General features: G+C 61.5%; 11 protein-coding genes. All 11 read right to left on the bottom strand.

Annotated features, from left to right (window positions below; all coding sequences use genetic code 11):
- Window positions 1-27: 27 nt before the first annotated feature.
- Window positions 28-1536, bottom strand: coding sequence for an HDOD domain-containing protein (locus HY067_14810; protein ID MBI3529225.1), 1509 nt, complete (start codon window positions 1534-1536; stop codon window positions 28-30).
- Window positions 1533-2321 carry a class I SAM-dependent methyltransferase gene (locus HY067_14805; protein ID MBI3529224.1) on the bottom strand — a complete coding sequence of 263 codons (789 nt, stop codon included), beginning with the start codon at window positions 2319-2321 and terminating at the stop codon, window positions 1533-1535. Before HY067_14805 ends, HY067_14810 begins: the two co-directional genes overlap by 4 nt.
- 8 nt (window positions 2322-2329) lie before the next feature.
- The gene (gene motB, locus HY067_14800; protein MBI3529223.1) at window positions 2330-3298 is read right to left on the bottom strand and encodes a flagellar motor protein MotB; all 969 of its coding nucleotides are present in this window, start codon (window positions 3296-3298) and stop codon (window positions 2330-2332) included.
- 40 nt (window positions 3299-3338) lie between these two features.
- The gene (motA, locus tag HY067_14795; protein MBI3529222.1) at window positions 3339-4199 is read right to left on the bottom strand and encodes a flagellar motor stator protein MotA; all 861 of its coding nucleotides are present in this window, start codon (window positions 4197-4199) and stop codon (window positions 3339-3341) included.
- Window positions 4200-4321: 122 nt separating this feature from the next.
- Window positions 4322-4873, bottom strand: coding sequence for a flagellar transcriptional regulator FlhC (gene flhC, locus HY067_14790; protein ID MBI3529221.1), 552 nt, complete (start codon window positions 4871-4873; stop codon window positions 4322-4324).
- Between the two features lie 36 nt (window positions 4874-4909).
- Window positions 4910-5227 (bottom strand): flagellar transcriptional regulator FlhD, encoded by a 318-nt coding sequence (gene flhD, locus HY067_14785; GenBank protein ID MBI3529220.1) that lies wholly within the window; start codon window positions 5225-5227, stop codon window positions 4910-4912.
- Between the two features lie 217 nt (window positions 5228-5444).
- Complete coding sequence (locus tag HY067_14780) at window positions 5445-7160, bottom strand: GGDEF domain-containing response regulator (protein MBI3529219.1); 1716 nt, start codon at window positions 7158-7160, stop codon at window positions 5445-5447.
- 185 nt (window positions 7161-7345) lie between these two features.
- Window positions 7346-7798, bottom strand: a complete 453-nt coding sequence (locus tag HY067_14775; GenBank protein MBI3529218.1) for a response regulator — start codon at window positions 7796-7798, stop codon at window positions 7346-7348.
- Window positions 7795-10239: a response regulator gene (locus HY067_14770; protein MBI3529217.1), complete on the bottom strand. Its 2445-nt coding sequence runs from the start codon at window positions 10237-10239 to the stop codon at window positions 7795-7797. Before HY067_14770 ends, HY067_14775 begins: the two co-directional genes overlap by 4 nt.
- The gene (cheB, locus tag HY067_14765; protein ID MBI3529216.1) at window positions 10236-11315 is read right to left on the bottom strand and encodes a chemotaxis-specific protein-glutamate methyltransferase CheB; all 1080 of its coding nucleotides are present in this window, start codon (window positions 11313-11315) and stop codon (window positions 10236-10238) included. The genes HY067_14770 and cheB overlap by 4 nt, the downstream gene beginning before the upstream one ends.
- A complete protein-coding gene (locus HY067_14760; GenBank protein MBI3529215.1) occupies window positions 11312-13381 on the bottom strand; it encodes a response regulator in 2070 nt (689 codons plus the stop codon). Before HY067_14760 ends, cheB begins: the two co-directional genes overlap by 4 nt.
- Between the last annotated feature and the right edge of the window lie 6 nt (window positions 13382-13387).

Raw genomic sequence — 13387 nt, 5'->3', positions numbered from 1 at the left:
TGCATAACGGCATGCAATAACGGAAATTTAGGCGGCGGGATCAGCCGGTTCGGGAATCGGGCCCGCCATCTTGACGCTCAACAACCCGCAGATTTCGCAGAACTGGTTGAATCTCTCCTCATTGAGGAGCATGGAACCTTTGTTGGCGTCGCAATACAGCAGTGCGCCGCGGCCGTCCGCTGTGCGGATCATGCCGGCAAAGAATCCTTCGCCGCCGCCCACGACGCGCCATTCGCGCGTCAGGTCGGTCAACGGCACCTCGTCCGCCAAACCCCGCCACCATACCGCGCCGCTTTCCGCCAGCCTGCGCGTAAGCGGATTCGCCAACCCGATCGGGAGCGCGTGACGCGCCAGTTTGCTGCTGTCGCGTATCCCGCCGAGGTAACGCGCACGCGCCAGCGTTCCCGATTCGTCAAGGCTGTAGAAAATCTGTCGCGTAAGACCGACGCCCTTGTAAAGGCCATGAAACGTCAACGCCACCAGCGCTGCGAGACTGGGCGAAGGACCGGCCGGGTTCGGTGTGCCGGAGGCGGCCCAATTGACCAGGTCTTCATCGGCATCGGCGACCAGCATGCGTCTGACGCGGTTATATATCGAACTGGAAAAACGCGGCCTGGGTATCGTCTCTGCGCTATCGATATCCAGCGGGAACGGCGGCAGCCACATCGCTGGCGCGCGGTCGCCATACCATTCATGATCCCGCCCGGCTTCCAGCGCGGTATGAAATATGCGCTGCTTCACCTCCAGCAGAGGGCGTCCGATCAGCCGGCGAATCGCGTCGATGTCGTCGGGCAGGGCCGCATCTTCCCAGCCGTTGTTGGAATGGCGTGTCAGATTCACTGCCAACAACACGTTGCGGGCGCGCGGCCGCTCGGCGCGATAATCGTCCATCAGCGACGTGATCAGCGGCGGCAGCCTCCAGGCCGTCGCCAGTGCGAGCTGCAATTCATTGAGACCGAAGCCGAGGACCGCGTTCTGGACATCGACGCTGCGCTGGGTCGCATCGGCTGCGAGGCGCGCCTCGATATCTTCCGCCTGCGACGGAGCAAAATACCAGAGCAACATCTCCGCCATGTCGTGCAACAGCGTGGCGATGACCACTTCGTCGGATTCGATGTCGTGGCGCAGGCGCGCCCACTCCCGCGCATGCAGCGCCGCATGGCGGGCCCGACCTACTACGGCGATCAAACCCTGCATCGCCACTTTCTTGGACGCGAGATCGGCATCCAGTGAGCGCAAGTTGGTAAACGTACGGAAGAATGGAGACACGCCGAGCATCATGATTGCATGCTCGATGGTGGTGATTTCGACCATTGCGCGCTCACTCTGCCGATCCTTCAGGAAACGCAATACCCGCAGCGCCATCAACGGATCGTGCAGCACGACCTGGGAAAGATCGCGCGGGCGCACGTTCTCTTCGTCCGCGCGCAGCTTCGAAATCTGGCGCAAGGTCTGCCCGAGCACCGGCAGTTGCGCAGCGCTCATGACCTCTATCCAGCGCTCGATCGGATGGCGTCCGTTCGCATCCAGAATCATGGCAAGCGCCACACGTAAAGGCAGTTGCTGCCGGCGCCGATCGTCCTCGCAGGCACAACGCCGGGAATGATGAAACGAAAACTCACCAGCAGCGAGCCGGGGCGCATTTCACGGCGCGCCTTTTCCCATAGCGACGACATCGGCGCCGGGGACAGGTAGGCATACACGACGTCATGGCCCGACAGATCGGTCGACCACAAATTTCCCCAACGGACCCGATAGCGCCGTCGACAGAACATGGCGCGCAGAAATGCCAGTAAAAAAGGAATCGGGGCACGCTCGACGCCCCGGACTGCAACATTGGAATGGCTGGATGCGATGGCGGCGAGCACTGTTCCGGTACCGGCGCCAACATCCAGAAACCATAGCGGCCGGTCCGTCGGCACCAGGTCGCGGAGCGCGCGCACCGCCGCGGAGTTCGAGAGATAGAGCGGCACGCGCGTGCCTTGCGTGCCGCCATATACCAATACCAGCGCAATCAGTGCCGCGGCCGACCAGTGCGGCGGCAGCGAAGCGGCAACGCCAATCGCCACCGCAGGCGCGAAGACCAGATTCAGCACGATCCACCACCATGCCAGACCAAGAACGGCGGCCATTGCCCCGGCGCATAGCGACAGCAGCAGTGTCCATAGCGGAGTCGGGATTCCGGTGCCGACTGCCAGGGACCAGAGCGCGCCGACAAGGATGACTGAAATCAAGCCAGCCACTTGTGATGCGAGTGCGCGCCACAATGGCGACGGGTAAGCCGTGGGCGCAGGCCGGGAAGGTTTGGTCGCGGCGGACATGATCGTCCCTATTGTTTCGGTTGAGCGTCCGGTGCGGCCGTCTGCGGCATCGGTGCCTGAGGAATCAGCGCGGCCGGATCAGGCGGTTCGCCCTGCCCGACGTCGACCTGCTGGCCATCGTTGCTCACGGTATCTTCGGTGCGTTTCTTCATGACGATGACACTGATGCGGCGATTGATCGGATTGAGCGGATCGGCTTTGTCGAACAGCACGGCGGATGAAAGGCCGACCACCCGCATGACCTTGTCCTCTCGCATCCCTCCCGCGATGAGTTCGCGCCGGGACGCATTGGCCCGATCCGTCGAGAGTTCCCAGTTGCTGTACCCGCGCTCGCCGCCGTAATACGGGGTTGCGTCGGTGTGCCCGGAGAGGCTGATGCGATTCGGCACGTCATTCAATACCTTGCCGATTTCGTGCAGGATATCCTTGGTATGCGGCAGCAGTTGAGCCCGGCCGAGTTCGAACATCGGCCGGTTCTTTTCATCGACGATCTGGATGCGCAGACCTTCGGTCGTGATGTCTATCAGCAATTGCCGGCGATAAATCTGCAGCGCGGGATTGGCGTCGATTACGGCGTCGAGCTTGCCTTTCAGATCTTCCAGCCGCGCCATTTCGATCTTCTCCAGCTCGGCCCGCGCCGCCTTGAGATCGATCGGGCGCTTGCGGTCGCGAATCTCCCCGCGGGCCATCTCGCCCGCACGTCGGGTGAGATCCTTGCCGCCGCCCTTGATCACACTTGAAGCGTCCCCGGCGCCGCTGCCTCCCTGTGTGGTCAGTCGCAGTGGATTCTTGAAATAATCCGCGATGCCTTCGAGTTCGCCTCTGGTGGTCGATCCCAGCAACCACATGAGCAGAAAGAACGCCATCATCGCCGTGACGAAGTCGGCATAGGCGATCTTCCAGGCACCGCCGTGCGCGCCGCCCTGGGTAACCTTGCGGCGCTTGATGATGATCGGTCGCTGGCTTTCGTCTGACACGATTGTATTTCCCGGGTTTGGCGCGCGTGCCGGTGCTGCGCTATTTTTTCTTGGCCTGCTTGACGTGATCCTCAAGCTCGGAAAACGAAGGCCGCTCGGTGGAGAAGAGCACCTTGCGCCCGAACTCGACCGCCAGCGCGGGCGCATAGCCGTTCAAGCTCGCCAGCAGCGTGACCTTGATGCATTCCAGCGGTTTACTCGATTCGTGGAGCTTCTGCTCGAGCAACGTCGAAAGCGGGCCGACGAAACCATAAGCGAGCAGGATGCCCAGAAATGTTCCGACCAGCGCGTGCGCGATCAGCATGCCCAACTCCGAGGGGGGCAGGCCGACCGAGGCCATGGTGTGCACCACGCCCATGACGGCGGCGACGATACCGAACGCCGGCAGCCCATCGCCCAATTTCTGGATTATGTGCACCGGCATCTCGCCTTCGCGATGATGGGTCTCGATTTCATTGTCCATCAGGTTCTCGATTTCGAAGGCATTCAGATTGCCGCTGACCATCAGCCTCAGATAATCGGTCAGAAACTCAACGGCGTGGTGATCGTCGAGAATCTTCGAATATTTGGAGAATATCGGGCTTTCCTTGGGATTTTCGACATCCGATTCGATCGACATCAGCCCTTCCTTGCGAACCTTGGCCAGCACCTCATAGAGCAATCCCATGAGCTGCATGTACAGCACCTTGCCGTAGCGCGAGCCCTTGAACAGGGACGGTATGCTGCGGAATGTGGCCTTGATGCCCTTCATCGAATTGCCGACGAAGAACGCCCCCAAAGCTGCGCCACCGATCATCAGCAGCTCGATGGGCTGCAGGAGCGCGGCAAGATGGCCGCCTCCCAGAGCAAATCCGCCGAAGACCGACAGGCAGACGAGAATGTAGCCGATGACGACCAGCATTGATTGCGATTCCAGGATGCGGATTATTGAAACTGATGGGCAGACTAGCAGCCGTCCACTCCGGTCAATACCCGGAAAAGCGAGGAAAACCCCCGGCTAATCCGCCGCAAGGCTGGGGAAAATTAGGATTGCGAACCAACGAGTTCAGCGGTAACGGCGGCCTTACGTGTCTTGCCGGCGCGTGAAGGCGGCGCGCAAAGGCCGCAGATGTAGTGGCTATGCAGATCCAGTGAGTTGACGACGAAACGGCCCGCGCATTTTTTGCACGATTTCAGCGCGAGCAGCCTGGAATCGAAATAACGCTGCAGCGTCCACGCGCGGGTAAACGTAAGAATGGGGTCCATTCCATCGATGGACGCATGTTCCAGGTAAAGCTTGAAGGCCTTGATGGTCGCCGCGATGCCGCGTGTTCGGGTATTTGCGAGCAGGAAACGCTGGATTTCCATGAAGAGGGAGGCATGGATGTTCGGCTGCCAGGTGACGAACCAGTCCGTCGAAAAAGGCAGCATGCCCTTGGGAGGTGATACGCCTTTGACTTCCTTGTACAGGCGCAGCAGCCGCTCACGACTTAGCGAGGTCTCGACTTCCAGCACCTGAAGTCTTGCTCCAAGCTCGATCAGCTCGATGGCGAGCTCGATCTGATGCGCCTCGTTGATGATGCTCTTGCCGGCCATGGCCGCGGCTCGATCGCTGCAGTCGGCTGGATTGGATCAGGCCAGGCCTTCTACCGGGCGACTGGCGCTCAGAATCGCCGCATGGGTACGCGCCATGGGCTTGTCCTTGGTATGGCTGACCAGCATGTCGAGGATAAGCCGGTCGTCATAACGCAGGCGGCAGAGCAATGTAGTAGACGAAGCGATTTTCATGAGTTGCGCGGGACTGAGCGTCTCCAGCAGTTCCGCCAGTTCATCGCTGACGCCCAGGCGGTAGATCGCCGCGTCGCGGTCTTCCCGGATCAGACTCTGCGCAAGCAGCAGATAGTTGAGGTTCGCGTCGCGGATTTCATCGAACAGTTTGTCTTTGTTCATTTTGCATCCCCTTAAGGCAACCCTCGGATTTGCTTGAAGTGAGAGTTGTGCGCGGTCTTGTCTGTACCCGACGACGGTGTCTCTCGTTGACGACATTGGACGCGAAGATCCGGGTGAGTAGAAGTAGCCGCCAGCCAAATCTGCTGTACGGACCAATCTACAAGCGTTGTAGGGCTTTTCTTACAAAGCATCTCTCTTTCGCAGGACAGACTGCTATTCAGGCCTCCCTTCCCAACGTCATGTCGGTAAGGAATCGTGCAACGTGGTCTGACTGCAGTGGCTTACTCAACAGATAGCCCTGCATGCGGTCGCATTGCTGCGTTTCCAGGAACTCCCTCTGTTCGGACGTCTCCACGCCCTCCGCCACCAGATTCAGGTCCAGGCTCCGGCCAAGAGCTGCAATCGCGGACACGATGCTTGAGCCATCGTGGTTGCCGCAGATATCCTGGGTAAACGATTTATCTATCTTCAAGGTGTCGATCGGAAAACGCTTCAGATAGGAAAGCGAGGAGTAGCCGGTCCCGAAATCGTCCATGGCTATGCACACCCCCATGTCTTTGAGCGCCTTTAAAGTGGAGGCTGTCGCTTCTGCATCGCGCATGAGGACGCTTTCAGTAATTTCGACTTCGAGGAACTGCGGCGCAAGGCCGCTATAGTTGAGCGCGTTCTTGATTTGGGTGAGCAATTGGGTTTGGGCGAACTGGACCGCTGAAACGTTTACCGAGATGCCCAAGCCGCGGAAACCCAGGTCGTGCCAGGCGCGAGTCTGGCGACACGCTTCTCTCAATACCCATTCACCGATTGAAATGATGAGTCCCGTTTCGTCCGCGATCGGGATAAATTTGTCCGGGGACATGAAGCCGAACTCCGGATGCCTCCAGCGCACCAGCGCTTCGGTCGCCAGAATTGCCCCGGTGCGCACGTCAGCGATGGGCTGGTACTGCAGGAATAACTCGTTGCGCTCCACTGCGCGGCGCAGCGACCCTTCCAGTGCCACGCGGCAGGAGGCCAATTCGACCGTTTTGCGGTCGTAATATTTGTAAGAAGTGCCCGTCTCCGCCTTGGCCTCGGACATTACGCCCTCGGCGTTGGCGATCAGCGTCGTGGCATCCTGACCGTCTTCAGGGTACATGCAGATGCCCATGCTCACCGCAAGATCGAATTCCAGCGAATCGTGAGCGAATGGCCGGCTGAAGCTGCGGGTGATGGCGGCCATCAAGACTTCGATGTCAGACCTATCCGATGTTCCGGCGACAAACATCACGAATTCATCTCCGCGCAGGCGGGCAAGGAGTGCTTTTCCGCCGGTACATTCTTCCATACGGGAGGCGACTTGGCGCATCAACACATCGCCGATGGTGTAGCCGAAACTGTTGTTGAGCCGCATGAAGTTGTCGATATCGACGAATACCACTGCCGCTTTCATGTCCGGCTGCGCGTTGAGTTGCTCGCCGACGCGCTCACAAAAATAATTGCGGTTCGGCAGACCGGTTAGTTGGTCGTAGTAGGCCAGGCGATAGACGTGCGATTCCGCCCGCTTCATTGCTTTGCGTACGGCTGCGTTTTTGAGCTCGCGCTCGACCGACGGAATCAGTCTGGCAAAATCGCCCTTCACCACGTAATCCTGCACACCCTCTCGCATCGCAACCGAAGCGTTGCGATGGTTCATCGTCCCGGAATAGATGATGAATGGAATATCGCGTCCGGATTTTTTGACTGCATTCAGCGCCTGCATCGAGTTGAGGCGCGGCATGGAATCGTCCGCGATGACCATATCCCACTCCGCAGTATGCAATGCGTCGCGCAGGTCGCTCTCGGTCTCCACACGACAAGAGACGGGGTTATAGCCCTCTCTTTCGAATTCAAAACGCAGGAGTTCGACGTCGGCGGGAGAATCGTCGACGATTAGAAGGCGCATGGATTGCCGGGGCATTTTTTCTGCTGGATAGTTGAACGGCCTATGCGCCATAACGGCAACATCCACCGGACCTTTAGAGAAAAAAGGCAAAAAAGCATGCTGTAGTTGCGCAGCATTAACGGCGCGACCAAGCCAGACCCGATGATTGCTCTATCGGAAGAAGATGAGATTCATTGAGCGCGCGAGCCGGAATCACACCTCTAAGACTCCCGGGGCGCCGGCGGGGCTTCGTTCAGAATCAGCCAGTAGAGCCCGAGCTGGCGTACTGCCTCCATGAACTCGTTGAAATCAACCGGCTTGCGCACGTAGCTGTTGGCTCCGTTACGGTAGCCGGCAAGGCGATCCTGCTCTTCATTGGAGGTTGTCAGGATCACGACTGGCAGCAGCTTGGTGCGCTCGTGAGTGCGCAATTGCCGCATAACCTCGAACCCGTCGACTTTGGGCAGCTTGAGATCGAGCAGTACAAGCCGCGGTAGCGCATTGGGATCGCGTTTCGCGTGTGAACCGCGCGCGAACAGGAAGTCCAGTGCCTCGACACCATCGCGCGCCACGATAATCTCGTTGGAGATCCCATTTTTACGCAGCGCCCGCAGCGTCAATTCCTCGTCCTTCGGATTGTCCTCCACGAGCAGAATCGATCGATCCTCGATCATGACGCGATCTCCTTGTTGCCCAGTGTAAAGTAAAAGGTGGCGCCCGACCCTACCGCGCCTTCCGCCCATACGTGCCCGCCGTGGCGATCGATAACGCGCTGCACGGTGGCCAGTCCGACACCCGTTCCCTCGAATTCCGCCGCCGTGTGCAGGCGTTGGAACACGCCGAAGAGCTTGGTTGCATAATTCATATCGAAACCCGCCCCGTTGTCACGCACGAAGAAGACGTTGCGGTTGCCATCTTCCTGCCTTCCGAACTCGATGCGGCCGCGTTCGCGCTTGCCGGTGAACTTCCAGGCGTTGCTGAGCAAGTTCCCCAGCGCCACTTCAAGGAGTTGCGCATCGCCCTCGCCCCTCAACCCCTCCGCAATGACGCACTCCATCGGCCGGTCAGGCTGCGCGCCACGCAGCCGCTCGGTGATTTTGCGCGCCAATGCCGTGAGGTCCACGCCGGCCCGCCGCAGATCCTGCCGGGTAACGCGCGACAGCGTCAGTAGACCGTCGATGAGCTGCGCCATGTGTTGCGCCGACTCCCTAACACTGTGCAGGTAATGCTTTCCGTGTTCGTCCAACTGGTCGCCGCAGTCTTCGAGCAATGCCAGGCTGAAACCGTCAATGCTGCGCAGCGGCGCGCGCAGGTCATGCGATACCGAGTACGAAAAAGCCTCGAGCTCCTTATTGGCGGCCGCCAGCGCCGCCGCCCGCCGTTCGAGGCCCTCGTTGAGCGCCCGAATGCGCTGCTCCATTTCCAGGCGAACGGTGATGTCACGAATAATTGCCGTGAATTGATGCTGCGTTTCCTCGCGCCATTCGCCAAGGGATAGCTCGATAGGAAATTCACCGCCATCCTTGCGTCGACCGGTGAGTTCCACGACCCCCTTCCCGACAATGCGCGCCGCAGCGCCCGAGAGATAACGTCGAAACCCCTCCGCATGGGCTGCCCTGAAGCGCTCGGGCATGAGACCCGTCAGCGGCTGCCCGAGAAGTTCCGCGCGCGTGTAGTCAAACAGGCGCTCCGCGGCGGGGTTGGCGTAGACGATCATCCCCTCCTGATCGGCAGACAGGATCGCGTCGCTCGCCGCTTCCGCCAACGCGCGAAACTTCTCTTCGGCGCGCCAGGCTTCGTTTGCGAAGATTTCGAGCTTACGGTTCTTTTGCTCCAGCTCTTCGACCAGCGCGGCCTTTGTTTCCGCCAGCTCCTTCGCCGCACGCGCCTCTGCCGCCTCCAGCTCCTTCCGCAGCAGCTGCAAGCGTATCCGACGGCTCTCGTCCTCGATCTGCTTGCGGCGTAATTGCGCGCGGACGCGCGCCTTGAGCACCTCCTCCTCGCTGGACTTCAGTACATAGTCGTCGGCGCCGGTGCCCAACCCTTCGATCATGGCATTGCGATCCTCCATCGCCGTGAGCATTATCAGCGGGATATCGCGCGTGGCGGGGGACGCCTTGATACGCCGGCAGGTCTCTGTGCCATCCATGCCGGGCATCAACCGATCAAGGAGGATGCAGTCGACCGGCTGCACCGCGAGCATTTCAAGCGCCTCCTCGCCGGAGCGTGCCGGAATGACGTCATAACCCTCGCCGCATAGGATTGTCGTCAGTTCTTCCAGGTAGGTCATGCTGTCGTCGACGGCGAGGACTTTTTTCGGGCCCAGCAGGCTTGCCGTTTCGCGATTCGCATTGACGCTGACACGCAACACTGCGGCCACTCGTGCCAGCACGATATCCATATCTTCTTCCTTGCGCACGAAGGCATCGGCACCGGCATCAAGCGCGTGCAACTCGACGCTGCGATCGACGCTGGATCCCGTTAGAAGCACGCATGGCGTCTGCCGCAGGGCGGCATCGAGCCGGATCTTCCGCACAACGCTCGCGCCGTCGATGCCCGGTAACACACCGTCGACGATGATCGCCGTCGGTCGATTCGCCGCCGCGCTGCGCAGACCCTCCTCGCCGCTTTTGGCGCTCAGCACGCGGTACCCCGCCCCCTCGAGTGCACCACAGAGCTCGGCGCGAAACGTGGCACTGTCGTCGATGACCAGAATGGTGGCATTCGCGGCCGGTGCCAAGTCCTGGCTGCGCCCCAGCAGCTCGCGGGCGCGCGCTACGACGTAGTCGCGGTCGTAAGGCTTTCCAACGTAGTCGTCGATGCCGATTGTCAGGCCGCGGATGCGATCGCGAACTTCCCCCTCCGTGGAGAGCATGAGGATAGGCACGTTTGCCGCCGCGGGGTGGGCGCGGATTTCCTTCGCCAGTTCGACGCCGTTTCCGTCCGGCAGCAGCACATCGAGAATCACCAATCCGACCGATTCCCTGGCGAGCGTTTCGCGCGCTGCGGCCGCGGTTTCGCAACCGATTGCACGCATACCCTCGGCAGCAAAGGCCTCGATCAGGTCCATGCGCACCGTGAGGCTGTCGTCGACAATCATGACGGTGCCGTTCATCGCTGATTCAAGACTTCCATTTGGTGAACCAGCGCGGCAAGTGTCCGGCCAATCTCCGGCAATGGCAGAACGGATGCCGCTGCGCCAAGCAGAATGGCCTCGCGCGGCATACCGTAAACAACGCAAGTGGCTTCGTCCTGTGCGATCGTGAAGCCCCCTGCCTTGCGGATATCGAGCAGACCGCTCGCGCCGTCGCGGCCCATCCCCGTGAGCAAGCAGGCGATGGCTGCAGCACCGTATTCGCGCGCCACCGACTCGAACAGCACGTCCACCGACGGCCGGCAGGAATGCCGCTCCGGATCATCAGTCAGATGCAACCGGTCGTTGCGCACAATGAGGTGGCGACCGGGCGGTGCCAGGAACACACCGGTCGCATCGAGGCGCTGCCCCTCCTGCGCGTAGCGCACCCGATGCGGGCTTTGGCCGTCGAGCCAGTCCGCAAAGGCCGATCCGAACGGCTCCCCGATGTGCAGCACTACCAGCACGGGAAGCGGAAATTCCCGAGGCACCGCGTGCAGCACCTGGAGAATCGCTGCCGGGCCGCCGGTCGATGCACCGAGCACGACAATTCGATACGGTCGCCCCCTGTCCGACCGCGGCAGCGGCGCCGCGGCTCGCCCCGGCGGTGCCCGCGCTGAATCGACAGACCCGAGGCGTGCACGCAGATGCGTGATAACTTTGACACGCGCAACCAGCTTCACGGTGGAGACTAGCCGCCGCTCCCAAACTCCGTCGATCTCATCGCCGGCAGGTTTTTCCATGACGTCGAGCGCGCCTGCGGCGAGCGCCTCGTAGGTCTTGAACAGCTCGCCGCGATTGGTCGACGACGAGACAATCAAAATCGGCGTGGGCCAGTGCGCCATGATGTACTCGGTCGCAGCCAGTCCGCTCATAACCGGCAACATCATGTCCAGCGTGATGATGTCCGGACGCAGGCTCTCGCACAGTTCGATCGCGCGCTTGCCGTCTTCGGCTTCGCCGACGACCTCGACGTCAGGATCAGCGCCGAGCACCTCGCGCAGGCGCTTGCGTATCGTGACCGAATCCTCGACCACCAGTACGCGAATAGGATTCATTGCCGTATCAGCCTTGCAATCCGGTCCAGGAAGTCCACCTGGTCGAACTCGCTCTTGACGATATACGCGCCCGCGCCCGCGGCCTCCCCGCGCTTCCGGTCTTCGGCGGACTCGCGTGAGGTCACGAGGATGCAGGGCACGTTGCGCAGCAACGGATCGGCGCGGGAGCGTTCGATGAATGTGAACCCGTCCATGCCCGGCATCTCGACATCGACCAGGAATAACCCGAAATGATTCGCGTGCGCCTTATCGAGCGCCTCTTCGCCTGAAGTGGCGAGCTCGACCTCAAAGCCGGCCGACTCGAGGATGCTTTGCTCAAGCATGCGCGTGGTGAGCGAATCGTCAATGACGAGAATCGGATGTGCTGCGGCGGCTGGCCCCAGCTCGCGCGCCGCCGACCGATACGCGGGACTGACGATCGCCTCGGGGTTGAGCACCGGGCGCGGGTTGCCTTCGGCATCAATATGCACGCCCGACACGACTGCCGCCGCTGGCGCCAGCCTGGGCAGCGGACGCAGCGTGATGGTCTCGGTGCCGAGCAGGCGATCGACGGCAACCGCCGCGGTCGCGGTCGCGCCGGCCACTATCACCGCCGAAATGGCCCGCCCATCCCCATTGGTCTTGGAGTCCTTGTTTCTGTTCATAACCGAAGGCGCGAGCGAAACCAGGGGAATAAGACGGTCCTGGTGCACGATCGCGTCGCCCTCGGGTGCATGCGAGATGTCGCGCGCGGCAACGCGCAACGTAGCCCGCACCGCATCGAGCGGGATCGCCGCGGCTTCGCCTCCGGTTTCGACGATCAGCACCTCGAGCGAGGCGAGCGACACCGGCGCGCGCAACTCAACGGTCGTGCCCGAACCGTCGGCCGTTTGCACCAAGACCTCGCCACCGAGCCGATCCGCTATTTCGCGCACGACGTCGAGCCCGATGCCTCGGCCTGAGAGTTCGGTCACCGCACCGGAGGTTGTGATGCCGCCCCTGAGCAATCGCTGCAACAGTTCAGCGGCGCCGAGGCTCTCGGTGTCGCGGGACAAGGCACCATTGCGCTCGAGCGCCCGCCGCACCGCTTCCAGGTCCACGCCGCGACCGTCGTCGCGACAGATAAATGACACCCGATGACCGCGGCGCGTGACCTCGATCATTACGCGACCGTCGACCGGTTTGCCCGCACGCGCACGCATGCCCTCGGGCTCGACGCCATGCGCTACGGCGTTGCGCACGAGCTGTACCAACGCGCTTTGCACTGCATCCAGCACATGTCCGTCGAGGCGCGTGTCGCCGCCGTTGGTCTCGAATACGACGCGCTTGCCGGCGCCGTGGGCGGCATCGCGCGCCACGCGTTCGAGCGCATTGAAAATCGTCCCGGCCGGCACCAACCGCAAGCCTTCAGTCAATTCGCGCGCCTGACGCAGTTCGCGGTCGACGCGCTCGACGCTGCCGGCGACATTACGTTCCAGGTCCGCGATCGCCGTATGCAGTTCCTCGGCCAGCGAGCGCGCCTTGATAAACGATGCCGCTGGTCCGGCCGAACGCTGCGTGTCAGCGAGGCGCGGCGTAGCCAGTTGGTCGGCAAGTAAGGCGGCGAGATCGCGCGCACGCGCAGCGCTATTCATCGCGCGGCGCAGAGTGGCCACCTCGCCGTGAACTTCACCGAGGCCATCGAGCAGGGCGTCCACCTCGGCCACCTCGGCGCGCACGGTATTAATCGGTTCAGCTGTGGTTCCGGGTGCCGTCGCGGATTCTTCACCCGGCGGCGCCGGAAGCTGCGCCAGCCTGGCGGTGATCGCATCGAGCGTGGCCAAAACACCATCAATGTGCTCGCGGGGAATCTCTTTTCCGCTATCACGGTACGGCGCCAGCGCATCCTCCACCGCGTGCGCAAGATCCGATACCTCGCGCTGTTTTACCACACGCGCCGCACCTTTAAGCGTATGCGCCAGTCGCAGCAGCCGCGACACTTGCTCCGCGGTGGCCGGGCTCTTTTCCAGATCAAGCGTCGTTTTCGCGAGTTGATCCAGCAGTTCGCGCGCCTCGACCCGGAAGAAACGATAGGGATCCTTAGCCATCGAATT

The organism is Betaproteobacteria bacterium (assembly GCA_016194905.1).
Taxonomy (GTDB): domain Bacteria; phylum Pseudomonadota; class Gammaproteobacteria; order Burkholderiales; family JACQAP01; genus JACQAP01.
This window is presented reverse-complemented; position numbering and strand designations above follow the sequence as displayed.

What these genes read in the sequence shown, in the direction of transcription:
- HY067_14810 (MBI3529225.1), bottom strand. Translation starts at nt 1,536, where the DNA reads ATGATTCTGGATGCGAACGGACGCCATCCGATCGAGCGCTGGATAGAG.
- HY067_14805 (MBI3529224.1), bottom strand. Translation starts at nt 2,321, where the DNA reads ATGTCCGCCGCGACCAAACCTTCCCGGCCTGCGCCCACGGCTTACCCG.
- motA (MBI3529222.1), bottom strand. Translation starts at nt 4,199, where the DNA reads ATGCTGGTCGTCATCGGCTACATTCTCGTCTGCCTGTCGGTCTTCGGC.
- flhC (MBI3529221.1), bottom strand. Translation starts at nt 4,873, where the DNA reads ATGGCCGGCAAGAGCATCATCAACGAGGCGCATCAGATCGAGCTCGCC.
- flhD (MBI3529220.1), bottom strand. Translation starts at nt 5,227, where the DNA reads ATGAACAAAGACAAACTGTTCGATGAAATCCGCGACGCGAACCTCAAC.
- HY067_14780 (MBI3529219.1), bottom strand. Translation starts at nt 7,160, where the DNA reads ATGCCCCGGCAATCCATGCGCCTTCTAATCGTCGACGATTCTCCCGCC.
- HY067_14775 (MBI3529218.1), bottom strand. Translation starts at nt 7,798, where the DNA reads ATGATCGAGGATCGATCGATTCTGCTCGTGGAGGACAATCCGAAGGAC.
- HY067_14770 (MBI3529217.1), bottom strand. Translation starts at nt 10,239, where the DNA reads ATGAACGGCACCGTCATGATTGTCGACGACAGCCTCACGGTGCGCATG.
- cheB (MBI3529216.1), bottom strand. Translation starts at nt 11,315, where the DNA reads ATGAATCCTATTCGCGTACTGGTGGTCGAGGATTCGGTCACGATACGC.
- HY067_14760 (MBI3529215.1), bottom strand. Translation starts at nt 13,381, where the DNA reads ATGGCTAAGGATCCCTATCGTTTCTTCCGGGTCGAGGCGCGCGAACTG.